This is a genomic window from Amycolatopsis sp. NBC_01286 (assembly GCF_035982555.1).
Classification (GTDB): Bacteria; Actinomycetota; Actinomycetes; order Mycobacteriales; family Pseudonocardiaceae; genus Amycolatopsis.
In genome coordinates this window covers 3,764,820-3,788,722 of the sequence record NZ_CP108428.1, presented here as the reverse complement: position 1 = coordinate 3,788,722, position 23,903 = coordinate 3,764,820, and the positions used below count along the sequence as shown (strand labels likewise).

At 71.9% G+C, this 23,903-nt stretch carries 23 protein-coding genes; 12 read left to right on the top strand and 11 right to left on the bottom strand.

Annotation, left to right across the window (positions count from 1 at the left end; all coding sequences use genetic code 11):
* Nucleotides 1–10: 10 nt before the first annotated feature.
* The 5 genes from OG570_RS18380 to ychF all read right to left on the bottom strand — a co-directional run bounded on the left by OG570_RS18380 (nt 11) and on the right by ychF (nt 2,900).
* Nucleotides 11–304, bottom strand: coding sequence for a DUF1330 domain-containing protein (locus tag OG570_RS18380; RefSeq protein ID WP_326957913.1), 294 nt, complete (start codon nt 302–304; stop codon nt 11–13).
* Nucleotides 301–684, bottom strand: coding sequence for a hypothetical protein (locus tag OG570_RS18375; RefSeq protein ID WP_326957911.1), 384 nt, complete (start codon nt 682–684; stop codon nt 301–303). Before OG570_RS18375 ends, OG570_RS18380 begins: the two co-directional genes overlap by 4 nt.
* Complete coding sequence (locus OG570_RS18370; RefSeq protein ID WP_326957909.1) at nt 681–1,148, bottom strand: hypothetical protein; 468 nt, start codon at nt 1,146–1,148, stop codon at nt 681–683. Before OG570_RS18370 ends, OG570_RS18375 begins: the two co-directional genes overlap by 4 nt.
* Nucleotides 1,148–1,729, bottom strand: coding sequence for an ArsR family transcriptional regulator (locus OG570_RS18365; RefSeq protein WP_326957907.1), 582 nt, complete (start codon nt 1,727–1,729; stop codon nt 1,148–1,150). Before OG570_RS18365 ends, OG570_RS18370 begins: the two co-directional genes overlap by 1 nt.
* 88 nt (nt 1,730–1,817) lie before the next feature.
* Nucleotides 1,818–2,900, bottom strand: coding sequence for a redox-regulated ATPase YchF (ychF, locus tag OG570_RS18360; protein ID WP_326944324.1), 1,083 nt, complete (start codon nt 2,898–2,900; stop codon nt 1,818–1,820).
* Nucleotides 2,901–3,014: 114 nt separating this feature from the next.
* Between ychF and OG570_RS18355 the strand changes: the two genes are divergently transcribed.
* Nucleotides 3,015–4,454, top strand: a complete 1,440-nt coding sequence (locus tag OG570_RS18355; protein WP_326957905.1) for a DNA-3-methyladenine glycosylase 2 family protein — start codon at nt 3,015–3,017, stop codon at nt 4,452–4,454.
* On the opposite strand, the gene OG570_RS18350 is transcribed toward OG570_RS18355, so the two are convergent.
* From OG570_RS18350 to OG570_RS18340, 3 genes are read right to left on the bottom strand one after another with little or no spacing between them, the layout of a single operon-like run.
* A complete protein-coding gene (locus OG570_RS18350) occupies nt 4,451–4,642 on the bottom strand; it encodes a DUF1737 domain-containing protein (protein ID WP_326957903.1) in 192 nt (63 codons plus the stop codon). The two genes, OG570_RS18355 and OG570_RS18350, sit on opposite strands and share 4 nt — an antisense overlap.
* A gap of 21 nt (nt 4,643–4,663) precedes the next feature.
* Nucleotides 4,664–7,615 carry an SMC family ATPase gene (locus OG570_RS18345; protein WP_326957901.1) on the bottom strand — a complete coding sequence of 984 codons (2,952 nt, stop codon included), beginning with the start codon at nt 7,613–7,615 and terminating at the stop codon, nt 4,664–4,666.
* Entirely contained in the window at nt 7,612–8,763 is a 1,152-nt protein-coding gene (locus OG570_RS18340) for an exonuclease SbcCD subunit D (protein WP_326957899.1), read from the bottom strand. The genes OG570_RS18345 and OG570_RS18340 overlap by 4 nt, the downstream gene beginning before the upstream one ends.
* A 227-nt stretch (nt 8,764–8,990) precedes the next feature.
* Here OG570_RS18340 and rmuC point away from each other — a divergent pair, with 227 nt between their 5' ends.
* Entirely contained in the window at nt 8,991–9,905 is a 915-nt protein-coding gene (rmuC, locus tag OG570_RS18335; RefSeq protein WP_247057605.1) for a DNA recombination protein RmuC, read from the top strand.
* 601 nt (nt 9,906–10,506) lie between these two features.
* Nucleotides 10,507–11,442 carry a DUF6542 domain-containing protein gene (locus OG570_RS18330; protein WP_326944329.1) on the top strand — a complete coding sequence of 312 codons (936 nt, stop codon included), beginning with the start codon at nt 10,507–10,509 and terminating at the stop codon, nt 11,440–11,442.
* A 143-nt stretch (nt 11,443–11,585) separates the two neighbouring features.
* Here the strand turns inward: OG570_RS18330 and OG570_RS18325 are convergent, their stop codons facing one another.
* Complete coding sequence (locus tag OG570_RS18325; protein WP_247057609.1) at nt 11,586–12,584, bottom strand: 4-hydroxy-3-methylbut-2-enyl diphosphate reductase; 999 nt, start codon at nt 12,582–12,584, stop codon at nt 11,586–11,588.
* A gap of 151 nt (nt 12,585–12,735) precedes the next feature.
* Between OG570_RS18325 and OG570_RS18320 the strand changes: the two genes are divergently transcribed.
* The 6 genes from OG570_RS18320 to OG570_RS18295 all read left to right on the top strand — a co-directional run bounded on the left by OG570_RS18320 (nt 12,736) and on the right by OG570_RS18295 (nt 17,240).
* On the top strand, nt 12,736–13,464 hold the full coding sequence (locus OG570_RS18320; RefSeq protein ID WP_326957897.1) for a lipid droplet-associated protein: 729 nt from the start codon (nt 12,736–12,738) through the stop codon (nt 13,462–13,464).
* The gene (xseA, locus tag OG570_RS18315) at nt 13,461–14,711 is read left to right on the top strand and encodes an exodeoxyribonuclease VII large subunit (RefSeq protein WP_326944331.1); all 1,251 of its coding nucleotides are present in this window, start codon (nt 13,461–13,463) and stop codon (nt 14,709–14,711) included. The genes OG570_RS18320 and xseA overlap by 4 nt, the downstream gene beginning before the upstream one ends.
* A 32-nt stretch (nt 14,712–14,743) precedes the next feature.
* Nucleotides 14,744–15,112 carry a hypothetical protein gene (locus tag OG570_RS18310; protein ID WP_247063663.1) on the top strand — a complete coding sequence of 123 codons (369 nt, stop codon included), beginning with the start codon at nt 14,744–14,746 and terminating at the stop codon, nt 15,110–15,112.
* Nucleotides 15,109–15,336 carry an exodeoxyribonuclease VII small subunit gene (locus tag OG570_RS18305; protein WP_326957895.1) on the top strand — a complete coding sequence of 76 codons (228 nt, stop codon included), beginning with the start codon at nt 15,109–15,111 and terminating at the stop codon, nt 15,334–15,336. Before OG570_RS18310 ends, OG570_RS18305 begins: the two co-directional genes overlap by 4 nt.
* 86 nt (nt 15,337–15,422) lie before the next feature.
* Nucleotides 15,423–16,478 (top strand): class II fructose-bisphosphatase, encoded by a 1,056-nt coding sequence (glpX, locus tag OG570_RS18300; protein ID WP_326957893.1) that lies wholly within the window; start codon nt 15,423–15,425, stop codon nt 16,476–16,478.
* A gap of 9 nt (nt 16,479–16,487) precedes the next feature.
* Nucleotides 16,488–17,240 carry a S1 family peptidase gene (locus OG570_RS18295; protein ID WP_247057618.1) on the top strand — a complete coding sequence of 251 codons (753 nt, stop codon included), beginning with the start codon at nt 16,488–16,490 and terminating at the stop codon, nt 17,238–17,240.
* Between the two features lies 1 nt (nt 17,241).
* Here OG570_RS18295 and OG570_RS18290 read toward each other — a convergent pair whose 3' ends face one another.
* Entirely contained in the window at nt 17,242–18,231 is a 990-nt protein-coding gene (locus OG570_RS18290) for an NAD(P)/FAD-dependent oxidoreductase (protein ID WP_326944333.1), read from the bottom strand.
* Between the two features lie 554 nt (nt 18,232–18,785).
* On the opposite strand from OG570_RS18290, the gene OG570_RS18285 reads away from it, so the two are divergent.
* Nucleotides 18,786–20,183, top strand: coding sequence for a class II fumarate hydratase (locus tag OG570_RS18285; RefSeq protein ID WP_326957891.1), 1,398 nt, complete (start codon nt 18,786–18,788; stop codon nt 20,181–20,183).
* A 4-nt stretch (nt 20,184–20,187) separates the two neighbouring features.
* Here the strand turns inward: OG570_RS18285 and OG570_RS18280 are convergent, their stop codons facing one another.
* On the bottom strand, nt 20,188–21,213 hold the full coding sequence (locus OG570_RS18280; protein ID WP_326957889.1) for an aldo/keto reductase: 1,026 nt from the start codon (nt 21,211–21,213) through the stop codon (nt 20,188–20,190).
* Nucleotides 21,214–21,315: 102 nt separating this feature from the next.
* Between OG570_RS18280 and OG570_RS18275 the strand changes: the two genes are divergently transcribed.
* On the top strand, nt 21,316–22,170 hold the full coding sequence (locus tag OG570_RS18275) for a helix-turn-helix domain-containing protein (protein WP_326957887.1): 855 nt from the start codon (nt 21,316–21,318) through the stop codon (nt 22,168–22,170).
* Nucleotides 22,171–22,236: 66 nt separating this feature from the next.
* The gene (locus OG570_RS18270) at nt 22,237–23,784 is read left to right on the top strand and encodes an ATP-dependent DNA ligase (RefSeq protein WP_326957885.1); all 1,548 of its coding nucleotides are present in this window, start codon (nt 22,237–22,239) and stop codon (nt 23,782–23,784) included.
* The last annotated feature ends 119 nt before the right edge of the window (nt 23,785–23,903 follow it).

The window sequence follows — 23,903 nt, the reverse complement described above, 5'->3', positions numbered from 1 at the left end:
CCAGCCGACGTTAGGCCACGCCGTCGACGAGCAGCAACCGCCGTCGCAGCGCGGTCTTGCTCAGCTCGAGCGCTTCGGCGTACTCGGCGGAGGCGTACCAGCGTTCGGCCGTCTCACGGTCCGGGAACTCGACGAGGACGACGCGCTTGTGTTCGTCGAAGTCGCCTTCGAGGGCATCCGGTGCCGCGCCGCGGACGATGTAGCGCCCCTGGTACCCCGTGATCGACGCTTGGGCGAGTTCGCGGTAGCGCTGGGCTGCGGTTTCATCGAGGATCTCGACTTCGGAGATGACGTAGACGCTCACGGTTCCGAGGGTGGCAGAACTCCGGAGCCGTCACCTGGTGCTGTCACTACCCGGATTTCCGCCGGCGGCGGGAACTCGACAGGCGTCTCGTCGGCCACGCTCCAGTATTCGAGGCCGGACAAGCGGCCTTCGTCGACGAACAGGATGAGCCCGCCGTCCGCCACGTCGACGTCCACGGCCACCCGGCTCTCGACCTCGGCCACCGTCACGGTTTCGTCGACGGCGAGGTCGATCGTGGGACAGCCGCACGGGCAGCGGCCGGTCACCTCGGCCGTGCGCGCCTGGGCGCGAAGTTCCGCGGCACCGGGAAAGTCCGTCGCCAGCAGCAGGTCCAGGACCGCTCTCTCGCGCGGAGTGAGCGGCCGGCGTTCGGCGGTCAATAGCGTGGCATGTTCGGGATCGCCTTCTCGGCGACCTCGATGAGGGCCTCGACCTTCGCCACGTCGGCCGTCACGTCCTCCGCGGTCACCGAGGGCGCCTCCGAAGACCGGTAGGCGACTTCGTTGCGCCGGACCCGCATCCGGTTGAAGGGCCGCAAAACCGGCCCCAGCGGCGGGTCCAGCTGCGCGAGGACCGCCTCGTAGACGGTGACGTGCCCACCCCGGCTCGTCACCCGCAGCCCCTGGTTCTGCAGGACGGCGGCCAGCGCACGCCGTGCGCTGTCGTAGGCCAGTGTGTAGGCACCTTCCGGATCCGTGTCCTGCAGCTGCCGCGCCGACGCGAGGTGCGTACGGGCCCTGACGAGCTCGGCCTCGGCGGCCTCCCGCGACGCCGGAACGTGCTCGATGGCGCCGCGCGCGAGGAACGCGTCGATCCGTTCACGGCCTTGGTTCCACTGCGGCATCAGGTCTCCTGGCTGAGTTTCACCAGCGGACGCTCACGCACGCTGGTGAGGAACGGATCGGTGGTGCTCGCCGCCCACGACTCGGGCGAGACCCGGTGGACGTTGACCTCGCGCCCCAGCCGCCGTGACACCTGTTCCGCCGAGTCGAAGAGCGCGTCCGGATCGGGCGAACCGACGACGAGGACATCGACGTCGCCGGGCGGAAGACCGGGTTCACCGTTGTAGCGCGCGGCCCAGGAGCCGTAGATGTAGGCCTCGCGCACGCCGGCCAGCCCGGACAGGGCCTCGGCGAGCAGCGGCATCGGCCCGAAGGTGACGGCGATGAGCTCGCTCAGGGGCGGGTAGAGCGGGGTGTCGGTGCGCGCCTTGACGAGCCGGCTGCGGCCCACCCGCCGGTCTTCCAGGATCCCGCCACCGGTCAGCCGCTCGACTTCACGCAAGACGGCGGTGGGCGTGACACCACAGGCCTCGGCGAGCTCGGTGATGCTGTACTCGCGATCCGGGTGCAGGAGCACGAGCGCGAGCAGCTCACCCTGCATGCGCGAACGCAGGAGGGGCAGCAAGCTCGGCGAAGCTTTCATTGGACGCAGTATATCCTGCGCCCAATGAAAGTAACAACCAGCAACAAGCCGCTACTCGGCCAACCTACGACGTGGGGCCGACACAGATCTAGACGTTGAAGCGGAACTCCACCACGTCGCCGTCCGCCATGGTGTAGTCCTTGCCCTCCATGCGGACCTTGCCCGCGGCCCGCGCCGCCGCCATCGAGCCGGCGTCCATCAGGTCGGCGTATGAGACGATCTCCGCCTTGATGAAACCGCGCTCGAAGTCCGTGTGGATGACGCCCGCGGCCTGCGGGGCGGTCGCGCCCTGCGGGATCGTCCAGGCGCGCGACTCCTTGGGGCCCGCGGTCAGGTACGTCTGCAGGCCGAGCGTGTGGAACCCGGCGCGGGCCAGCGAGTACAGGCCCGGCTCCGGCTGACCGACCGACTCGAGCAGCTCGCGCACGGACTCCTCGTCGTCCAGCTCCAGCAGCTCCTGCTCGACCTTCGCGTCGAGGAAGACCGCGTCGGCCGGCGCGACCAGCTTCGTCAGCTCCTCGCGGCGGGCTTCGTCGGTGAGGACGCCTTCGTCGGCGTTGAAGACGTACAGGAACGGCTTCGTCGTCAGGAGACTGTGCTCGCGAAGCAGTTCGAGGTCGACGTCCTTCTGCGCGGAGAAGAGCGTGCGGCCGCTGTCGAGGATTTCCTTCGCCTTCTGCGCGGCCTCGAGCGCGGGCTTCGCTTCCTTCTTGGTCCGCGCTTCCTTCTCCAGGCGCCAGACGGCCTTCTCGAGCGTCTGCAGGTCGGCGAGGATCAGCTCGGTGTTGATCGTCTCGATGTCGCTCAGCGGGTCGATCTTGCCGTCGACGTGGATCACGTCCGGGTCGTCGAACACGCGGATGACCTGGCAGATCGCATTGGCCTCACGGATGTTCGCGAGGAACTTGTTGCCCAGCCCGGCGCCCTCGGAGGCCCCCTTCACGATGCCCGCGATGTCCACAAAGGACACCACCGCCGGCACGGTCTTCTCCGACTTGAACAGCTCGGCGAGCTTGTCCAGCCGCGGGTCCGGCAGCGGGACCACGCCGACGTTCGGCTCGATCGTCGCGAACGGGTAGTTCGCGGCGAGCACGTCGTTGCGGGTCAGCGCGTTGAACAGGGTGGACTTGCCGACGTTGGGCAGACCGACGATACCGAGGGTGAGGCTCACGACCCCGAAGTCTACGTGGCCGGTCCGCGGCGGCCGCCAGGGCTCACGACCAGGCCGAACGCCGTGTCGGATTCCCGCCAGCCGCGGCGCTGACCTGCTGGCAGGGTGGGATTCATGGTTCCGAACACGGCGGTCGCCGAGGCCCCGGCGCTCTGGCGCGACGCCGAGCGCTGCTACCGCGTGGTCACCGCCCGCGACCCGCGCTTCGACGGCCAGTTCATCATGGCGGTCCGCACCACCGGCATCTACTGCCGCCCGTCGTGCCCGGCGTCGACGCCGAAGGAGCAGAACGTCCGCTTCTACCCGACGTCGGCGGCCGCGCAGGCCAACGGCTTCCGCGCCTGCCGCCGCTGCTTCCCCGACGCCGTGCCCGGGTCGCCGGACTGGAACCTGCGCGCCGACCTGGCGGCGCGGGCGATGCGCCTGATCTCCGACGGGACGGTCGAACGCGAAGGCGTCCCGGGCCTCGCACGGCGGCTCGGCTACTCCGAGCGTCAGCTGGGCCGCGTGCTCACCGCCGAGCTGGGCGCCGGCCCGCTCGCGCTCGCCCGGGCGCACCGCGCGCATTCGGCGCGGCTGCTCATCGAGATGTCCGAGCTGCCGCTGACCGACGTCGCGTTCGCGGCGGGCTTCTCCAGCGTGCGGCAGTTCAACGAGACGATCCGCGAAGTGTTCGCGACAACGCCTTCGCAGCTTCGCGCCTTCGCTGCTTCGCGGCGTAGACGTCAGGGTGACGTAGGCGGGACGCGGCTCAGCCTGCGACTGCCGTTCAGACCGCCTTTCGACGCCTTCGGGCTGCTTCGCTTCTTCGCGGACCAGGCGGTGCCGGGCGTCGAAGACGTCACCGACGGCACGTACACCCGCACGCTGCGCCTCGCGCACGGCACCGGCGTCGTGCGGCTGACGCCGGAGCCGGACCACGTGCGCTGCGAGCTGCACCTCGCCGACCTGCGCGATCTCAGCAGCGCGGTCAGCCGCGTCCGCCGGCTGCTGGACCTCGACGCCGACCCGGCGGCGGTCATGCGCGTCCTCGGCGCCGACCCCGCGCTGGCGCCGATCGTCGAGGCGGTGCCGGGAATCCGCGTCCCGGGCGCGGTCGACGGCGAGGAGCTGCTGCTGCGCGCCCTGCTCGGCCGGGATCTACCGGCCGCCCTCGGCGAGGAGGTACCCGGCGAAGCGGTAGTGACGAGGCTGTTCCCGACGGCGGCCCGGGTCGCGACGGCGGGACCGCCGTCGGTGCGGGGTGTCGCGGCGGCGCTGGCCGAGGGCCGGCTGGACGTGCACGTCGGCCGCGACGCGGCGGACCTGCGAGCGGAGCTGCTCGCGTGCCCGGGGATCGACGCGTGGACGGCGGACTACGTGCTGATGCGCGTCCTCGGCGCGCCGGACGTCCTGCTGACCGACGACGCCGCGTTGCAGCGCTGGGCGGCGGCGCTCGGCATCACGGACCTCGCGGACCGGGCCCGGCAGTGGACGCCGTGGTGCTCCTACGCCGGGATGTACCTGTGGCGCGCCGATCCGGCGGGGCCGGAACCTGTCGCGAACAGCTGCTAGCCCTGCTCGCCCCGCCACAGCAGGGCCTGGGCCACGATCACCTGGTCGCCGTCGAAGGTGGCCGCCGGTGAGCCGTGTAGGTGGTAGCCCAGTTCCAGGGCTTCGCTCACCCGGTGGCAGAACTTCGCGTCGTCCGGGCCGGTGAGCAGGCGGTAGCGGGGCAGGCCCTCGGGCGGCTGGTCCGTCATGGCTTCATCTTGGCCGAGTGCTCAGCCCGCGCGCACCTCCACTGTCGAGCCCGTGCGGGCCTTGCGGACCCGTAGCCGCGTCGGGATGCGCTGCCGCAGCTCCTCGACGTGCGACACCAGCCCGACCACCCGGCCACCGGCGCGGAGCTCGTCGAGGATGTTCATCACCACGTCCAGCGTCTCGGCGTCGAGCGTGCCGAAGCCCTCGTCGACGAACAGCGTGTCCAGCAGCGCGCCGCCGGTCTCGCCGGCGACGACGTCCGCCAGCCCCAGCGCCAGCGCCAGTGACGCCAGGAACGACTCGCCGCCGGACAGCGTCTTCGCCGGGCGGATGGTGCCCGAGTAGTCGTCCAGCACGTCGATGCCGAGGCCGCCGCGGGTGCCGCGCGCGCCGGCCGCGTCCGAGTGCACGAACGCGTAGCGCCCCTGGCTCATCGTGCGCAGCCGGTGCGTGGCGGCGACCGCCACCTCCTCCAGCCGCGCCGCCAGCACGTACGAGCGCAGCGACATCTTCCGGCTGTTCTGCCCGCGCCCGTTGACGACGTCCGCCAGCGCGCGCAGCTCCGCGTACTCCGCTTCGGCCGGCGCCAGCCCGGCGAGCGTCTTGCGCAGCAGCCCCGCCAGCCGGGTCAGCTCTTCGTGCTGGGCAGCCGCGACGCGCAGCGCCGCGTACGCCGAGTCGGCGCGCGCCCGCGCCAGCTGGGCCGCGTCGGCCGCGCGGCCGACGTCCGCGACGTCGTCCGGCGAGATGCCGAACAGGTCGGGCTCGGCCAGCAGCGCCCGCGCGCCCGCCGCGGTCGCTTCCGCCTCGGCGATGCCCTGTTCCAGCTTTTCGATCTGCTCGTCCGGCAGCATCGCCGAGCGCGCCTTCTTCAGCGACGTGAAGCCCTTGGCCGCGACCGCCGCGTCGACCAGCGTGCGTTGCTGCGCGACCCGTTCCCGGGCGCCGGTGACCGCCGTCCGTGCCTCGGCGACGGCTTCGAGCGCCTCGGCCAACCCGATCAGGTGCGTCCGCCGCGCCCCGACGTCCGCGAACTCGCCGCGCCCGGCGACCAAGCGGCGTTCGCGCTCGGCCAGCCGTTCTTCCAGGGCCCGGACGTCGGCCGTGGCCTCGGCCACCGCCTGCTCGGCCCGGCGACGCCGTTCCGTCCGCAGCTCCAAGTCCCGCTCCAGCAGCACGACCTGCTGACCGAGCTTCGCTTTCGCTTCCGACTGCTGGGTCAGCGTGGCGACGGTGGCGCGGGCTTCGGACAGCTCGGCCGTGACGGTCTCGGCGGTCCGCCCGGCCAGCCGCTCGACCAGCCCCGCCAGCCGCGCCTTCGCTTCTTCCAGCGCGGTGACGACCCGCTGCCGCATCGCGTCCGCCGCCTGCTCGGCTTCCTCGGCTGCCCGTTCTTCGGCCGGATCGACGAGGATCGCGTCCCGGTTCGCCGGCGCCGGGTGCTCCGCGGAGCCGCAGACCGGGCAGGGCGCGCCGTCGGGCAGCGCGGCGGCGAGCTCGGCCGCCATGCCGTCGAGCCGCCGCTCGCGCAGGTCGAGCCGCCGTTGCCGGGCCGCTTGGTGCGTGTCCACGACCTCGCGCAGTTTCGCCTCGCCACGCCCGACCTTCGCCTGTGCCTCGGGCAGCTCGGCGGTGTCACGCGCGACGGCCCTCAGCTCGTCGACGCGGGCGCGAGCCCCGTCGAGCTTGGCCCCGGCTTCGGCGGCGGCCTGGGCGTCCGCCCGCAGTTTCGCCAGCTGGCCGGGGATCGCGGCCAGCTCGGCGGTCAGTTCTTCGGCCTGCTTCGCGGCCGTGACGGAGGACAGTTTCAGGTCGTCGCGCCGCATGGTGTCGAGCTGCTGCTGCTCGGCCTCGGCGACCAGTTCCGCGACCGCGCCTGCCTCTTCGCGCGCTGTTGCCGCCCGCGCCTTCAGGTCGCCGGTCGCACGCGTGCCGAACTCCCGCAGCTCCGCGCCGCAGGCCTTCTCCGCCTGCTCGGCGTCGGTCAGCTCCGCGGCCCGCCGGTCCAGCAGGTCCGCTTCGACGGCCACGCCGGCTGCCCGCCGCGCCGCCGCGACCTCCTGGGCCCACTCGGCGCGCTGTGGTGCCTGCTCGGTGACCTCGAGCAGCCGCAGGTGTGCGGTGCTGACCCGGCGGATCTTCTCCGCGTCGGCGCGCTCTTCCTGCAGGTGCACGTCCGCCCGCTGCGCCGCGGCTCGCGCCCGCTCCTCCTCGGCCGTGACCTGCCCGACGCGTTCGGTGGCCGCCGCCAGCACCGCGTCCACCCATTCCACGGGATCCGATTCGGGCGGGTCCTGCTGCGCCTCCTGCGCGTACCGCGCCAGCAGTTCGCGCACGGACTGCTGCCGCGCCTCCAGCTCCCGGCCGCGCTCGGCCCGCAGGTCCGCGAACCAGCGTTCGACGTCGGCGAAGCGCTCGGTGCCGAACAGCCGCTCCAGCAGCTTTTCGCGCTCGGAGGTGTCCGACCGCAGGAAGCGGGCGAACTCGCCCTGCGGCAGCAGCACCACCTGGAAGAACTGGGCCGCGGTCATGCCGAGCAGCCGCTCGACCGTGCGCGCGACCTCCTCGATCCGGATCAGGCCCTCCGGCGCCATCCCGCCCGGCGCGGTGCCGATCCAGCTCAGCGACACCTTCGCCTGCTGCGTCGTCGTGCCCTCGCCGCGCCGCTTCGGCCGCTGGTACTCGGGGTTGCGCACGATCTTCAGCCGGTGCCCCTGCACGGTGAGCTCCAGCGCGACCTCGGTGACCTGGTCCGGCACGGCCAGGTCGCAGCGCAGCCGCTTGGCCTCGTTGCGGGCACCCGGAACCACGCCGAACAACGCGAACGCGATGGCGTCGAGCAGCGTGGTCTTGCCCGCGCCGGTTTCGCCGTGGAGGAGGAAGAGCCCGTCCGCGCCGAGGACCTCGAAGTCGACCACCTGGCGCCCGAGGTACGGCCCGAAGGCCTCGACCTCCAGCCTGTGCAGCCTCATTTCGCGAGCGCCCCCCGGTCGGCCGCTTCCAGCGCGTGGAACAGGAGCTTCTCTTCGCGCTCGCTCGGCGGGGCGCCGCGGCAGTCGTCGAGGAAGCTGCGCGAGATCTCGATGTCCGAGCGGCCGCGGACGGCGTCGGAGTACCGCAGCGGGGCACCGGCGTACCCGCCTTCGGGCTCCCACTCCAGGTGGACGGCGTGCCGGAACCGCGTGCGCAGCCGCCGCATCGCGTCCACCGGGCGCACGCGATCGGTGACCGTGATCGACAGGAAGTGCTCGAGGACGGCGTCGTGTTCCGGGGCCACGAGCAGGTCTTCGAGTTCGCCGCGCAGGGTGGCCAGCGGCCGCGGCACCGGCAGCTCGCGCCGGCGGACTTCCGCCAGCCCGCCGGCGTCGAAGTCGACCAGCCAGACCGACTTCCGTTGCCGGGCCTCGGAAAACGAGTACGCCAGCGGGCTGCCGGAGTAACGCAGGTGCTCGGCGAGGGTCTGCGGGCCGTGGAGGTGGCCGAGCGCGACGTAGTCGACGCCGTCGAAGACCGAGCCCGGCACCTGCTCGACACCGCCGACCGCGATGGTCCGCTCCGAATCGGTCGGCTCGCCGCCGGTGACGAACGCGTGCGCGAGCACGACCGACCGCACGCCGGGGCGGCCGGCGAGGTCTTCGCGGATCCGGCGCATGGCCTCGGTGAGCACGCCCGTGTGCCCGCGCGCGTCCGGCACGCCCAGCGCGTGCCGCGACGGTTCCGGTTCCAGGTAAGGGATTCCGTAGCACGCGACCGGGCCGTGGTCGTCCCGCAGCAGCACCGGTTCGGCCAGGCCGCCGACGGTGGTGCGCAGGTGCAGCCCGCCCGCCGCGGCGAACTCGGCGAACGCGCCCAGCCGGGGCGCGGAGTCGTGGTTGCCGGGCGTGACGATCAGCTGCGCGCCGGCCGCGCGGATCCGGGCTACCGCCGCGGTGGCCACCCGCACGGCCTCGGCCGACGGCACCGCGCGGTCGTAGATGTCCCCCGCCACCAGGACGGCGTCGATCGCCTCGCCGGCCACGAGGTCGGCGAGGTGCCCGAGCACCGCTTCCTGTTCCGCCAGCAGGTCCGCACCGTGGAAGGTGCGGCCGACGTGCCAGTCGGACGTGTGCAGGAATCTCACGGGGCCAAGGTACGACCCGGCTCCGACGAAATCGCGGAGGCTCGCCGCCATCCCACTCGAACGTGTGTACGAGCACGACAGGGGCTTGATCGGACACGCCCTGCGCGAATGTGAAGTGTTCGCAGGTCAGCTACCCAGAGCGACGGGTCGGGTGCGTTTTTTGTCGGTGGGGTCCGCCATGATGTCTGCGCGGTCCGATCCAGGCGGCCCCGAGGGAGGAGATTCAGGTGGCGACAGTGCTGACCACGGCGGCGGTCGTGCTCGCGGTCCTGCTGCTGGTCGCGGTCGCCGTGCTGTGGCGGCTGTACAACGACGGCATGCGGCGCGCGGACGCCGCGGCCCGGCTGGTCGCGGCCGAGCGGGCGAAGGCGGATCAGCAGCAGCTCGCGCTGCGCCGGTACGAGGTCGCGTTCGCCTCGATCAGCGGACGCGGTGAGCTGGGCGAGCAGGTACTGGTCGAAACGGCGCGGGCGCTCGGGCTCCGCGAGGACCTGCACTTCACCCTGCAGACCGACCTCGCGGGCGGCGGCGCGGCGAAACCGGACATGGTGCTGAGCGTCGGCGGCGGGCGCACGGTGCCGGTCGACGCCAAGGCGAGCATGGCGACCTGGGCCGAAGCGATCGAGACCGACAACCCGGAGGAACGGCTGGACGCGTTGCGCGCGCACGTCCGGCAGATCCGGTCCCGGGCGGCCGAGCTGGCCGGCAAGGGCTACCAGCGCTGGGCGGACGCGATCTACGGCACGATCATGTTCGTCCCGTCCGACGCCGCCGTGATCGCGGCGCTGGACACCGACCCGGAACTGCTGCGCTGGCTGATCGACCGGCGGGTGTTCCTGTGCGGCCCGACCGGTTTCGGCGTGCTCGCGTCGGCGGCCCTGTTCGCGGCGAGCGACCGCACGCTGGAGGCCGACGTCGAGCAGGTGCGGGCCGGCGCGGCCGCGGCGCACCGGGCCGCGGGCGGCGCGGTGGAGGCGCTCAACCTGTCCAGCACGCACCTGCAGCGGTTCATCTCGGCGAGGCGGCGGGAGCTGGAGGCACTGGAGACGTTCCGGGTGACGGTGGCTCCCCTGACGGACGCGTCGGGCAGCCCGGCCGCGGTGCCCCAGGTGCGGAAGGGAGACGAACTGGCGGCGAGCTGAGAGGACTGGACCACGGGCGGTCAGCTGACTCACGGTCACGGCGGGACGGCCTGCTCGGCCCGGCGAGACGCGTCCGAGAGGGCCGCGATCGCCTGATCGGCAGGGCGTGGCGAACGCTGCGAGAGTGGTGGCGAACCACCGGCGCGGTGCCGAGCGACTCGACGGGAGACGCCGGGAAACCGGGCTGTTCGACGGGTTCGCTGCGAGGTTCGACCCGCGCGCGCGGACCTGGACGGCGTCGGGGGCCTGACCCGGTGCGGTGGACGCGGCCTCGGACGGGTGTACCCGAGCGGTGGAGTCGTGGTGCCCGATGAGGCGATTTGCCACCTCGGCGAACGCCACCGGGACACGGCCATCCGGCCCACCCGGCGGAGCGCTGTCCGGAAGGTGACCGCGAGGTGACCGGAAACCGTCCTACCAGCGACGACGTGCTCAACGGCGCGTGACGGCCGGCACCGGTCGAGCACCCTGGAAGATGCCGATCGCGACCACCCGCGGTGGTTGCCCGCAGCCATTCGGCTCACGCCGCCGGGTGGCGGTACAACCAACTCTGCGGCGGTGCTAGCAAGATCTTCACAACCACGAGATACGGTGTTGTCTCGTGACCGCGATTCGCGATCGCCAGAGCGATCCAGATGCCGACGACGTCCCCGTGCCGTGGGACGAGCGTCCAGTCGTCGGTTCGAGGCGTGGACTCCCCTGGTGGGCGGCGGTCCTGGTCGGCCTCGGCCTGGCGATCGTCGGCGCCCTCGTCGGCAAGCCGAGCCAGGGCAGCATCCCCGCCATCTTCACGGTCTGTTACGTCCTGGGCGCGGTGATCGCGGTCGGCGCGGTGCGGCGCCGGGGCATCTTCGGGCCGATGGTGATGCCGCCGCTGGTGCTGGCCGTGACCGTGCCCAGCGTGATCCTGCTGACTTCCGGGTCACAGGGCGACGACATGCTTTCGAAGGCGCTGAACATCGGCACCCCGCTGATCAACGCCTTCCCGATGATGGCGATCACCACCGGCGTCACGCTGCTGATCGGGTTCGTCCGGATCTTCCGCGAGAAGGACCCGGACGCCCCGGTGAAGGCCAAGGGCGGCAAGGCCGACCGCCGGCGCGCGGACGAGGACGACGAGAAGCCCGCGGCTCGCGCCGCGGCGACGTCGGCGGGTGGGCGGCCGCGGCCGCCCGGCTCGAGCCGCACCGGTCAGACGCCGGTGCCGCAGGGCGCCCGTCGTGGCCGTGAAGGCGAACCGCCGCGCAGGCCGCGTCCACCCGCGGAAGGCGAGCGTCGCACCCCTCGTGCGGCGGGCGCGCCCGCCGAGCGCGACCCGGGCACCCGCGGCACTCGCAAGCCCCCGCCAGCGAACCGCCGTCCCCGCCCAGAGGAAGCGGACCCCCGCCGTCGCGAGCCCCGCGGCGACGCACCCCGCCGCCGTCCGCGGCCCCCGGCCGAAGACGGCCGGGACACCCCGCCGCCCCGCCGTCCGTCCGCGGGTGGGCGAGGAGCCCCGCCGCGGCGGAACCGTCCCTGGGACGACGAAGAACGCTGACGAACGCTTGAAGGCGGTTACTCCCTCGGGAGGTGACCGCCTTCGGTGTTTCGGCGGTAAATCCTGTGAGAGCAGCAGGACTCACCCCGGAAAGCACTCGGCGGCGAGCCGAAACCTCAGCCCGCCGCCGAAAGTGCGGAAACTCAGACCTTGCGAAGCTCCTTCGGCGGCGCGAAGGTGATCTTCTCGTTCGCCGTGGTCACTTCGTCGACATCGCCGTAGCCGCGCTCCGACAGCCAGTCGAGGACCTCCATCACCAGCACGTCCGGGACCGACGCGCCGCTCGTGACGCCCACCGTGGTGACGCCCTCCAGCCAGGCTTCGTCGATCTCACGCGCGTAGTCGATCAGGTACGACGTGCGGGAGCCCGCCTTCAGGGCCACCTCGACCAGGCGCTTCGAGTTGGACGAGTTGGTCGAGCCGACCACCAGGACCAGGTCGCACTCGGCCGCCATCGCCTTGACCGCCACCTGGCGGTTCGTGGTGGCGTAACAGATGTCGTCGCTCGGCGGGTCCGCCAGACCGGGGAACCGCTCGCGGAGCTGGTCGACGCGCTCCATCGTCTCGTCGACCGAGAGGGTCGTCTGGGACAGCCAGATCACCTTCGACGGGTCGCGCACCTCGACCTTGTCGACGTCCTCGGCCTTGTCGACCAGCTGCACCTTGTCCGGCGCCTCGCCGGCCGTACCCTCGACCTCTTCGTGGCCTTCGTGGCCGATCAGGAGGATGTCGTAGTCGTCCTTGGCGAACCTGTTGACCTCCTTGTGCACCTTCGTCACCAGGGGGCAGGTCGCGTCGATCGTGCGCAGGTTCCGGTCGGCGGCTTCGGCGTGCACCATCGGCGAGACGCCGTGGGCGGAGAACACCACGAGCGCGCCCTCGGGCACCTCGGACGTCTCGTCGACGAAGATCGCGCCGCGCTCGCGCAGCGTCTCGACCACGTGGCGGTTGTGGACGATCTCCTTGCGCACGTACACCGGCGCGCCGTAGACCTCCAGGGCCTTCTCGACGGCGATCACCGCGCGGTCCACGCCGGCGCAGTAGCCACGCGGCTTCGCGAGCAGCACGCGCTTCTTGCCGGAGGCGGTTCCGGTGATCGTCGGGGTACCCGCGGGCTCGATTCCGGGACTCGCTGAACTCATGGCACCCAGGGTACGGGCAGTCCGCCGACGAACCCGCAGTCCCTTTCGGGTGAGCTTCGTCCCCCGGTCGTGCTGTGCGCGGGGTCACGCAACGCGCCCGAACATCACCTTCGGGTTGGGCAGGATGGCGTAAATACGGCAGGCTGGACGCATGAAGCCATTCCCGCTCCCCCTCCGGGTCGCCGCGGGCCTCGCCGTCAGCACCGCCGAGCGGGTTCGTGAGCTTCCCCGGCAGCTCGCCGGGCTCCCGGTGACCGTCGTCAGCCAGGTGCTGCAGGCCTCCATGCGGGTGCAGCAGCACGTCACCGAGCTGGCGATCAAGGGCGACAACGCCCTGTCGAACCTGCGGCCCGTCGAGGACACCCCCAGCTGGGCGACCTTCGACGAAGACGTCGAGGTTCCGCCCGTCCGGCCCAACCTCACGCCGGTCGCCGACGTGCCCGAACCCCGTTCGGAGGTCAACGGTCACGTTCCGTCACTTTCCGAACTCGAAGCGGAACTGGGCGATCCGTGGGCCGAGGAAGAGCGCGCGCTCGCCGAGGACCACGCCGACGGCGAGTTCGACGCGCCCGAAAGCGCGCCGGAGAAAGCCTCCAAGCCGAAGCCCGGCACGCCCAAGATCGACAAGAAGGCCAAGAGCGAAATCCCGAAGACCAGCGCCGGCGGGTATGAAGGTCCCGCCGGGCTGACCGGCTACGACCAGCTCACGCTGCCGCAGCTGCGGGCCCGGCTGCGCCAGTTGTCGATCCCGCAGCTCGAGACGATCCTCGAGTACGAGCGCGCCCACGCCGATCGCTCGTCGTTCACCGGGATGCTCAGCCGCCGGATCGCCAACGCCCGCAAGGCCGAAGAGACCGGCGACGGCACGGAAGGCCCGTGAGCACCGAACCCGCACAGGCCGCCCCGTCGAGCACCGCCGAAAACCCGTGGCCGGTCCGCACGGTCGCGCGCAAGATCGGCGACTGGGTCCACCGGCTCGGCGCCGTCTGGGTCGAAGGCCAGGTCACCCAGGTCAACTCCCGGCCGAACACGCAGACCGCGTTCCTGACGCTGCGCGACCCGTCCGCGGACGTCTCGATGTCGGTGACCTGCCCGAACTGGCTGATCCGCGAGATGGAGCCGCCGTTGCGCGAGGGCGCCAGCGTCCTCGTGCACGCGAAGCCGTCGTTCTTCTTCGGCCGCGGCACGATCAGCCTGCGCGCCGACGAGATCCGTGCGGTCGGCATCGGCGAGCTGCTCGCCCGGATCGAACGCCTGAAGAAGCTGCTGACCGCCGAAGGCCTCTTCTCCGCGCAGCGCAAGCGGCCGATCCCGTTCCTGCCGAAGGGTGTCGGGCTGATCACCGGGCGCGCGTCGGCGGCCGAGCGGGATGTACTGGCCAATGCGCAAAAACGCTGGCCGCACGTCCGGTTCAAGGTCGTCAACACCGCGGTGCAGGGCTCGCAGGCCGTGCCGCAGATCATGCGCGCGCTGCGGATCCACGACGCCGACCCGGACATCGACGTCATCGTCATCGCCCGCGGCGGCGGCAGCGTCGAAGACCTGCTGCCGTTCTCCGACGAGGCGCTCTGCCGCGCGGTGTCGGCCACCGGGACGCCGGTGGTCAGCGCGATCGGGCACGAGCCCGACACCCCGCTGCTCGACTACGTCGCCGACCTGCGCTGCTCGACGCCGACCGACGCCAGCAAGCGGATCGTGCCGGACGTCCGCGAGGAGTCCGAGCGCGTCCGGCAGATGCGCGACCGCGGCCGCCGCGCGCTGCACGGCTGGGTCGACACCCAGACCCGGCTGCTGACGCAGCTGCGCAGCCGCCCGTCGCTGGCCGACCCGCTCGGCCCGGTCCAGCGGCGCCAGGACGACGTCGACGTGCACCGCGAACGCGCGCGCCGCGCGATGCTGACGCTGCTCGCCAAGGACCAGGCCGAAATCGCCAGCGCGCGGGCCCGGCTCACCGCGCTCGGCCCGGCCGCGACGCTCGAACGCGGTTACGCCGTCGTGCAGTTCCTCGACGCCGAAGGCAACCTCCAGGTGCTCCGCTCCGTCTCCGAAGTCGAGGCCGGTGCCCAGCTGCGCGTGCGCGTGGGCGACGGCGCGATCACGGCGGTGGCGGAAGGAGCACGGGAGTGAACCCACGGGCGGCGACGTTCCTCCCATTGACCATGGACGCGGCCCGGCGCCTGGGCGCGCGTCCCCTGCTGGACCAGGCGATACGCACCGACCGGGCGGCCGCCGAGTGCTGGACGGCGCTGCTCGCGGGCTGCGGTACCGCCGCCCGCCGCGACCTGGGCCCGCAGCTGCGGCGGTTGTCCGAGGCGACGTCGATGCAGGTCGGCTCGCGCTGGTGGTTCGCCGACGGCGCCGGGCATCGCCTGCGGGTGGCCGGGGCGCAGGAGAACCTCGAAGAGGCGATCGCGGAGGGTGACGGGCAGGAGTTCGCCCTGGCGTTCGTCGGGTACGACCACGCGATGGCGAGCGCGGTAGTGTGCGCCAACAACCCATCCCGGAAGGTCGGAGAACGTCCAGCGTGAGCGAACCAGCCACTGAGGAACTCGGCTACGAGCAGGCCCGTGACCGCCTCGTCGAGGTCGTCCGCGAGCTCGAAGCCGGCGGGCTGTCGCTCGAGCAGTCGCTCGAGTTGTGGGAGAAGGGCGAGAAGCTCGCGAAGGTCTGCGAGCGGCACCTCGAGGGCGCGCGGGAGCGCATCGAGGCCGCCTTGGCGTCCGTCGAGGACGAGCCCGGCAACGGCCAGTGACGTTCGCCATGCCGTCGGTGCCTCGACCGACCCGCGGTATCTGAGAGACTGGGCGTCCGCCGAACTCCGCATTCCGGGAGGCCCGCATGACCAGCTCCAGCGCCCCACAACGTCGTGAAGCGCCCGACCGCAACCTCGCGATGGAGCTGGTCCGGGTGACCGAAGCCGCCGCGATGGCGGCCGGCCGCTGGGTCGGCCGCGGCGACAAGATCGGCGGGGACGGCGCGGCCGTCGACGCGATGCGCCAGCTCGTGTCGACCGTGTCCATGCGCGGCGTCGTGGTGATCGGCGAGGGCGAGAAGGACGAAGCGCCCATGCTGTTCAACGGCGAAGAGGTCGGCAACGGCGACGGCCCGGACTGCGACGTCGCGGTCGACCCGGTCGACGGCACCACGCTGATGGCCAAGGGCATGCCCAACGCCCTCGCGGTGCTCGCGGTCGCCGAGCGCGGCGCGATGTTCGACCCGTCCGCCGTGTTCTACATGGAGAAGCTGGCCGTCGGGCCGGAAGCCGCGGGCAAGGTGGAGCTCGGCGCGCCGATCGCGGAGAACATCCGGCGCGTCGCCAAGGCGAAGAACAGCAGCGTCGGCGACGTCACGGTGTGCATCCTGGACCGGCCGCGCCACGAGCAGATCATCAAGGAGGTCCGCGACGCCGGCGCGCGGATCCGCTTCATCTCCGACGGCGACGTCGCGGGCGCGATCGCCGCGGCCCGCCCGACCACCGGCGTCGACATGCTGATCGGCATCGGCGGCACCCCCGAGGGCATCATCGCGGCCTGCGCGATGAAGTGCCTCGGCGGCGAGCTGCAGGGCCGGCTGTGGCCGAAGGACGACGCCGAGCGCGAGAAGGCCATCGCCGCCGGTCACGACCTCGACCGTGTCCTGCTCAACGACGACCTCGTGCGCGGCGACAACGTGTTCTTCTGCGCCACCGGCGTCACCGACGGCGACCTGCTGCGCGGCGTCAACTACCGCGAGGGCGGCGCGACGACGCAGTCCATCGTGATGCGGTCCAAGTCCGGGACCGTCAGAATGATCGACGGCTACCACCGGCTCGACAAGCTCCGGGCGTACTCCTCGATCGACTTCGACGGCAACCTGAGCGCCGGCGACGACGACGTGGTGCCCCCGCTGCCGTAAAGGAGATTCGTGACCAGGCGACTGCTGGCACTGCTGACGGTCCTCGCGTTCGTCCTGGTCCCGGGCACCGCCGCGGCCGAACCCGGCATCGTCGGCGGCGGCGTCGCCGACCAGCCGTACCCGTTCGCGGTGTCGCTGCACTCGACGTCCGGGAAGCTCTTCTGCGCCGGCGCGCTGATCGCGCCGACATGGGTGGTCACGGCCGCGCACTGCGTCTTCGACAAGGCCCCGGCCGCGGTGACGCCGCGGGTGGGCTCGAACGACTCCGGGCAGGGCGGCGAGGTCGCGCAGACCGCCGAGGTCATCGTCAACCCGGCCTTCGACACGCAGAACCCGGCGGGCGACATCGCGCTGCTGCGGCTCGCGACGCCGGTCAAGGCGGCGCCGATCGCGGTCGCGACGACGGCGTCACCGGGGACGGCGACCCGCATCCTCGGCTGGGGCCAGACCTGCCCGAAGGTCAACTGCGGTCAGATCCCGACGGCGCTCCAGCAGCTCGACACGCACATCGTCGAGGGCGCGAAGTGCACGTCGGTGTTCGACGGCACGGCCGAGCTGTGCACGGACAACCCGGGCGGCAAGGCCGGCGCGTGCTTCGGCGACTCCGGCGGCCCGGAGGTCGTGCGCGACGGCGACCACTGGCTGCTGGCCGGCGTCACGAGCCGCCCGGGCAACGACAACCCGGTGTGCGCGACGGCGCCGTCGATCTACACGTCCGTGGTCGCCTACGCGCCGTGGATCGCGGAGAAGACGAAGGCCTGACCTACTCCGCGTTGCTGGAGTGGCCCGGGAACAGGTGCGCGTCCGGGTCGAGCGCGACGGCGATGTTGTTGACGGCCGTCGCGGCCTCGCCGAAGCCGGTCGCGATCAGCTTGACCTTGCCCGGGTAGGCGGCGACGTCGCCCGCCGCGTAGACGCGTTCGCGCGGGGTCGCCATCGTCGAGTCGACGGCGATGGCGCGGTGGTCGATCTCCAGGCCCCAGCTCTCGATCGGCCCGAGGTCGGCGGTGAACCCGAGCGCGGCGACGACGGAGTTGGCCGGCAGCCGCTCTTCGCCGGTCGCCTTGACCGAGACGTCGACGGCTTCGAGAGCACCGCTCGCATCCTCGACGAACGCCGTGACCTCGGCGTCGGTGATGATCCGGGTGCCGAGCTCCCGCGCCTGCCGGACGATCGACTCGGCGGCGCGGAACTTCGCGCGGCGGTGCACGAGCGTCACGCTGGCCGCGACGGGGTGCAGCGCGAGCACCCAGTCGAACGCCGAGTCGCCACCGCCGACGACCACGACGTGCTGCCCGGCGTGCGCCTGCAGCGCCGGCACGAAGTGGACCATGCCGCGCCCGAGCCAGCCGTCGCCGGCGGGCAGCGGCCGCGGGGTGAACTCGCCGATGCCCGCGGTGATCAGCACGGCGCCGGCGCGCAGGGTCTCCCCGCCGTCGAGGGTGAGCTCGACGCCGTTTCCGAGCGTCTCGAGCTTCTCGGCCTTGCGCCCCAGCAGGTAGGTCGGCTTCCACGGCGCGGCCTGCTGCACGAGGCCGTCGACGAGGTCGCGCCCCTTGACCGCGGCGAACCCGCCGACGTCGTAGATCATCTTCTCGGGGTACATCGCGGTCACCTGGCCGCCGGGCTCGGGCAGCGAGTCGACGATGGCCATCGACAGCCCGCGAAACCCGGCGTAGTAGGCGGCGAAGAGGCCGGTCGGGCCCGCGCCGATGATCACGAGGTCGTAGGAGTCCCCAGAAGCTTCAGTCATGCTCGCTCCAGCCAGTGGTGGATGGCGGTGATCGAGAACACACCCGATCCTAGCCTCGCGGAGGCCCGGAGGTGGCCGACGCCACCACGCGGTGGCCGCGGGTGGTCTCGCCCCGCGGCGCGAACGGCCCGCTCGCACCCACGCGCTCGGCGCGAACGGCCCGCTCGTGCCCCACTCGGCGCGAACCGACCACTCGCGAACGACCGGAATGCGCCTGCAGACCCCACCCCGGCACCGCTCACGCTGACGCCAGTGGGCGGTTCACAGCCGATTCGGCACGAACGGACCGTTCGCGCGGGGCGGGACATCCACAGGCCACCTCGGATGTGGACAACTCGGCCACCCACGGTCACGAACGCCGGTTTGGTCACCGCCCGCCGATAAACTGGACGTGGGGACGCCCCCCTCGGGAGGGTGGGGGCCGCTTGCCGGGGCCGGGCACACCCGCGGCATCGCGGCGCGCGACCTCCGGCCGCTCAGCAGGCGGACAACCCCGGCGCAGGGTGCGCAACGCCACCACGCGGTGGCCCGTCAACAGGTCCAGAATCGGTGTCATGGCTGACCAGGAATACCGGATCGAACACGACACGATGGGCGAGGTCCGCGTGCCGGTCGACGCGCTCTACCGTGCGCAGACGCAGCGGGCCGTCGAGAACTTCCCCATCTCCGGCCGGGGCCTGGAGCGTGCCCAGATCCGCGCGCTCGGCCTGCTCAAGGCGGCCGCCGCGCGCGTCAACCTCAAGCTCGGCGTCCTCGACGCCGATGTCGCCGACGCCATCGCCAAGGCCGCCGACGAGGTCGCCGAGGGCGCCCACGACGCGCACTTCCCGATCGACGTCTTCCAGACCGGCTCGGGGACGTCGTCGAACATGAACGCCAACGAGGTCATCGCGACCCTGGCGAGCAAAACCCTCGGCCGGGACGTGCACCCGAACGACCACGTCAACGCGTCGCAGTCGTCCAACGACACCTTCCCGACGACGATCCACGTCGCCGCGACCGAGGCCGTGCTCAAGGACGTCATCCCGGCGCTCGACCACCTCGCCGGCGCCATCGAGACGCGCGCCGCGGAGTGGACGGACGTCGTGAAGTCCGGCCGCACGCACCTGATGGACGCGGTGCCGATCACGCTGGGCCAGGAGGCCGGCGCGTGGGCGTCGCAGGTCCGCTACGGCATCGAACGGCTGAAGTCCGGCCTGCCGCGCCTCGGTGAGCTGCCGATCGGCGGCACCGCCGTCGGATCCGGGCTGAACGCCCCCGATGGCTTTGGCGGAGCCGTCGCCGCAGAGCTCGCCGAAGTGACCGGGCTGCCGCTGACCGAGGCCCGCGACCACTTCGAGGCGCAGGCGACGCAGGATAGTGTCGTCGAGACGTCCGGGCACCTGCGCACGCTCGCCGTGTCGCTCAACAAGATCGCGAACGACCTGCGCTGGCTGGGTTCCGGCCCGCGCACCGGCCTCGGCGAGCTGGCGCTGCCGGACCTGCAGCCGGGCTCGTCGATCATGCCGGGCAAGGTGAACCCGGTGCTCCCGGAGGCGACGCTGCAGGTCGTCGCGCAGGTGATCGGCAACGACGCGGCCGTCGCCTTCGCCGGTGCCGCGGGCAACTTCCAGCTCAACGTCAACCTGCCGGTGATCGCCCGCAACGTCCTCGAGTCGGCCCGGCTGCTCGCCGCCGTCTCGCGGCTGCTGGCGGACAAGGTGTTCGACGGCGTCACGGCGAACGTCGAACGCACCCGGCAGTACGCCGAGGGCTCGCCGTCGATCGTGACGCCGTTGAACAAGTACATCGGTTACGAAGAAGCCGCCGCGGTCGCGAAGCAGGCCTTGAAGGAGCTGAAGACGATCCGCGAGGTCGTCATCGAACGCGGCTACGTCAAGGACGGCAAGCTCACCGAAGCGCAGCTCGACGACGCCCTCGACGTGCTCCGCATGGCCCGCGGCGGCAAGTGAGCGGCTACCGCCGGCGCAGGAGCTTGTCCGCCAGCGCCGGCGGGGTGTAGTCCTTCTCCGCGGGGTTCAGGTCGGTGCCCGGCGGGACGATCTCATCGATCCGGTCCAGCACGTCGCCGTCCAGCTCCAGATCGGCGCCCGCCAGCAGGTCGTCGAGCTGGGCCGGCGTGCGCGGGCCGATGATCGCCGACGTCACGCCCGGGTGCGCCCGGACGAACGCCGTCGCCAGATGGGTCATAGGTCGGCCCAGGTCGTCGGCGATCTTCTTCAGCTGCGCGATCGCCTCGAACTTGACGGCGTTCTCCGGCAGCGCCGGGTCGAACTTGTGCGCCTGCAACGTCCGCCGGCCTTCGGAAAGGTCCACATCGGACGGCTTCAGGTACTTGCCCGACAGCCAGCCGCTGGCCAGCGGGCTCCACGTGAGCACGCCCATGCCGTACTTCTGCGCCGTCGGCAGCACCGCGGCCTCGATCGCCCGGTTGAAGATCGAGTACGGCGGCTGCTCGGCGCGGAACCGCACCAGGCCGCGCTTTTCCGCCACCCACTGGGCTTCCACGATCTGCTCGGCCGGGAAGTCGGACGACCCGACCGCGCGCACCTTCCCGGACCGGACGAAATCCGAGAGCACCGAGAGCGTCTCCTCGATGTCGGTCGCCGGGTCCGGCCGGTGGACCTGGTAGAGGTCGACGTAGTCGGTGTCGAGGCGCCGCAGGCTGTCCTCCAGCGCGCGGGTCAGCCAGCGCCGCGAAAGACCGCCCTGGTTCGGGTCGTCGCCCATCCGGAAGAAACCCTTGGTGGCCAGCACGACGTCGTCGCGACGGCCCTTGAGCGCCTTCCCGACGATCTGCTCGTTCTCGCCGTTCGAGTACATGTCCGCGGTGTCCCAGAAGTTCACGCCCGCGTCGAGCGCGGTGTGCAGCATCCGGACGCCCTCTTCGTGGTCCGGGTTGCCCCACTGGCTGAGCATCATGGCGCCGAACGCGTACTCGCTGACCGAGATCCCCGTGCCACCCAGAATTCGTCGTTTCATGCCTTCACCCTGCGGGTGGTTCCGGGGCCGAGCCAGGCCGCGTCCTGCCTGGGTCCGGCAGTACCAGGCTGACCTGTCGGGATCCGGGGGATACTTGTCGACATGAGTGACGCAGCCGAGCTCGGCGCCTTCCTGAAGGCGCGTCGCGCCGCCCTCGAACCGGAGGAAGTCGGCCTGCCGCAGGGGATCACCCGGCGCCGCGTTGCCGGGCTGCGACGCGAGGAGATCGCGCAGCTCGCGGGCATCAGCGTCGACTACTACACGCGGCTGGAGCAGGGCCGCGCGAAGAACGTCTCGGACGCGATCCTCGACGCGCTGGCCCACGCGTTGCGGCTGCGGCCGGACGAGGAGTCCTACCTGCGCAACCTCGCCGCGCCGAAGCGCCGCGACCGGCTCGGGCCCCAGCGCGTCCGGCCCGAGCTGCAGCTCATGCTGGACGCCGTCCAGGCACCCGCGTTCATCTTCGGCCGCTACCTGGACGTGCTGGCGTGGAACGCGCTCGGCGGCGCGGTCGCGTTCGACTTCGGCAACCTCGACGAGCGCAGCATGCCGAAGCTGTTCTTCCTGGACGAGCGCGCGAAGCAGCTGCACCCCGAGTACGACGCGGTGTGCCGCGAGCTGGTCGCGAACCTGCGCGCCGAGAGCGGCCGGCACCCCGGCGACCCGGGGTTCGCTCAGCTGATCGGCGAGCTTTCCCTGGCCAGCGCGCGGTTCCGCACGTTGTGGGCCGAGCACCACGTGCAGGAGAAGGCCCAGGGCTGGAAGCTCATGCGGAACCCGGTCGTCGGCGAGCTGCGGCTGCGCTACGAGACGCTGCGCCTGCCCGACGACCCGGACCAGGGCATGGTGATCTACCACGCCGAACCCGGTTCGGAGTCCGCCCGCGCGCTCGGCCTGCTGGCCAGCTGGATCGCCGAGGCCCCTAGCGCCGACCGGCCGGTGAACTTCCGTCCGTAGTGGCCTTGACCAGGGCAGATGTCCCGCCGACGAGAAATTGTCGGTGGTCGGGGTCATGATGTCCGGGTGTTGCTCAGCGAGATAGTCCGGGCGTCCGCCGACCTGGCGGCGACGAGGTCCAGGAAGGCGAAGATCGCCCTCCTGGCCGCGCTGCTGCGCGCGGCCGAGGTCGCGGAGCTGCCCGTGGTGATCGCGTACCTGACCGGGCAGACGGCGCAGGACCGGCTGGGTGCGGGCTGGCGCACCCTGGCCGGGCTCGGCACGTCACCGGCCGACGAGCCCACGATCACGGTCGCCGAGGTCGACACGGCGTTGACCGAGGCCGCGGGCGTGGCGGCGGGCACCGGCTCGTCGACACGGCGGCAGGAGGTGCTGCGCGCGCTGTTCGTCCGGCTCACTAAGGGCGAGCAGGAGTTCCTGTTCCGGCTGGTCACCGGCGAGCTGCGGCAGGGCGCGCTCGAAGGCGTGATGGTCGACGCGGTCGCGGCGGCGGCCGACGTTCCGGCCGTGGACGTCCGGCGGGCGTTCATGCTCTCCGGCAAGCTGCCGACCACCGGCGTCGCGGCCCTGACCGGCGGGCAGGCGGCGCTGGCGGAGTTCCGGCTCACGCTGGGCACGCCGATCCGGCCGATGCTGGCGTCGCCGGCGGAGTCGCTGGAAGAGGCCGTCACCGAGCACGCCGTAGCGATCGTCGAGTACAAAATGGACGGTGCGCGGATCCAGGTGCACCGCCAGGGTGACGAGGTGCACGTCTGGACGCGGACGTTGCGCGAGATCACCGGCAGCGTCCAGGAACTGGTCGAGCTGGTGCGGGCGCTGCCGTGCGAATCGGTGGTGCTCGACGGCGAAACGCTGGCCCTGACCGACGCCGGGCGGCCGCGGCCGTTCCAGGACACGATGAGCCGGTTCGGCAGCACCCGCGAGGAGCAGGTGAAGGCGCTGCTGCTGCGGCCGTACTTCTTCGACTGCCTGCACCTCGACGGCGTCGATCTGCTGGACGCGCCGCTGTCCGAGCGCAACGCGGCGCTGCGCAAGGTCGCCGGGGCGCACGTGATCCCCGGCGAGGTGGGCGTTGCGCGGGCCGCCGAGGTGCTGGAGGCGGCGATGGACGCCGGGCACGAGGGCGTGATGGTCAAGGACCTGGCGGCGCCGTACGCGGCCGGGCGGCGCGGGCGGGCGTGGCTCAAGGTCAAGCCGGTGCACACGATCGACCTCGTGGTGCTCGCGGCGGAGTGGGGTCACGGCCGGCGCACGGGCAAGCTGTCGAACCTGCACCTGGGCGCCCGCGACCCGGACGGCGGCCCGCCGATCATGGTGGGCAAGACGTTCAAGGGCATGACCGACGAGCTGCTCGCCTGGCAGACGGCGACGTTCCAGGAGATCGAAACCCAACGCGACGACTGGACGGTGTACGTCCGCCCGGAGGTCGTGGTGGAGATCGAGCTGGACAGCGCCCAGGTCAGCACGCGCTACCCCGGCGGCCTCGCGCTGCGCTTCGCCCGGGTGGTCCGCTACCGCCCGGACAAGGAAGCCGGGGACGCGGACACGATCGACGCGGTCCGCGGCCTGTTGCAGGGCGACCGCTCGGAAGGAGGCGGACAACGAAAGTCTTGATAACGACATCTCGCGCGTCGGTGGTGCTTTCCTCCTAAAAGGAAAGACGAAAGTCGATGTTGCCTTCTCCCCTTCCTGACCAGAGTGGCTGACGGAGTTCCTTCAGCCAGGGGAGAAAA

Excerpts from the sequence above, each read along its gene's own strand:
- OG570_RS18370 (WP_326957909.1), bottom strand. The coding sequence starts at position 1,148 with ATGCCGCAGTGGAACCAAGGCCGTGAACGGATCGACGCGTTCCTCGCG.
- OG570_RS18365 (WP_326957907.1), bottom strand. The coding sequence starts at position 1,729 with ATGAAAGCTTCGCCGAGCTTGCTGCCCCTCCTGCGTTCGCGCATGCAG.
- OG570_RS18355 (WP_326957905.1), top strand. The coding sequence starts at position 3,015 with ATGGTTCCGAACACGGCGGTCGCCGAGGCCCCGGCGCTCTGGCGCGAC.
- OG570_RS18350 (WP_326957903.1), bottom strand. The coding sequence starts at position 4,642 with ATGACGGACCAGCCGCCCGAGGGCCTGCCCCGCTACCGCCTGCTCACC.
- OG570_RS18345 (WP_326957901.1), bottom strand. The coding sequence starts at position 7,615 with ATGAGGCTGCACAGGCTGGAGGTCGAGGCCTTCGGGCCGTACCTCGGG.
- OG570_RS18325 (WP_247057609.1), bottom strand. The coding sequence starts at position 12,584 with ATGAGTTCAGCGAGTCCCGGAATCGAGCCCGCGGGTACCCCGACGATC.
- OG570_RS18320 (WP_326957897.1), top strand. The coding sequence starts at position 12,736 with ATGAAGCCATTCCCGCTCCCCCTCCGGGTCGCCGCGGGCCTCGCCGTC.
- OG570_RS18310 (WP_247063663.1), top strand. The coding sequence starts at position 14,744 with ATGGACGCGGCCCGGCGCCTGGGCGCGCGTCCCCTGCTGGACCAGGCG.
- glpX (WP_326957893.1), top strand. The coding sequence starts at position 15,423 with ATGACCAGCTCCAGCGCCCCACAACGTCGTGAAGCGCCCGACCGCAAC.
- OG570_RS18290 (WP_326944333.1), bottom strand. The coding sequence starts at position 18,231 with ATGACTGAAGCTTCTGGGGACTCCTACGACCTCGTGATCATCGGCGCG.
- OG570_RS18285 (WP_326957891.1), top strand. The coding sequence starts at position 18,786 with ATGGCTGACCAGGAATACCGGATCGAACACGACACGATGGGCGAGGTC.
- OG570_RS18280 (WP_326957889.1), bottom strand. The coding sequence starts at position 21,213 with ATGAAACGACGAATTCTGGGTGGCACGGGGATCTCGGTCAGCGAGTAC.
- OG570_RS18275 (WP_326957887.1), top strand. The coding sequence starts at position 21,316 with ATGAGTGACGCAGCCGAGCTCGGCGCCTTCCTGAAGGCGCGTCGCGCC.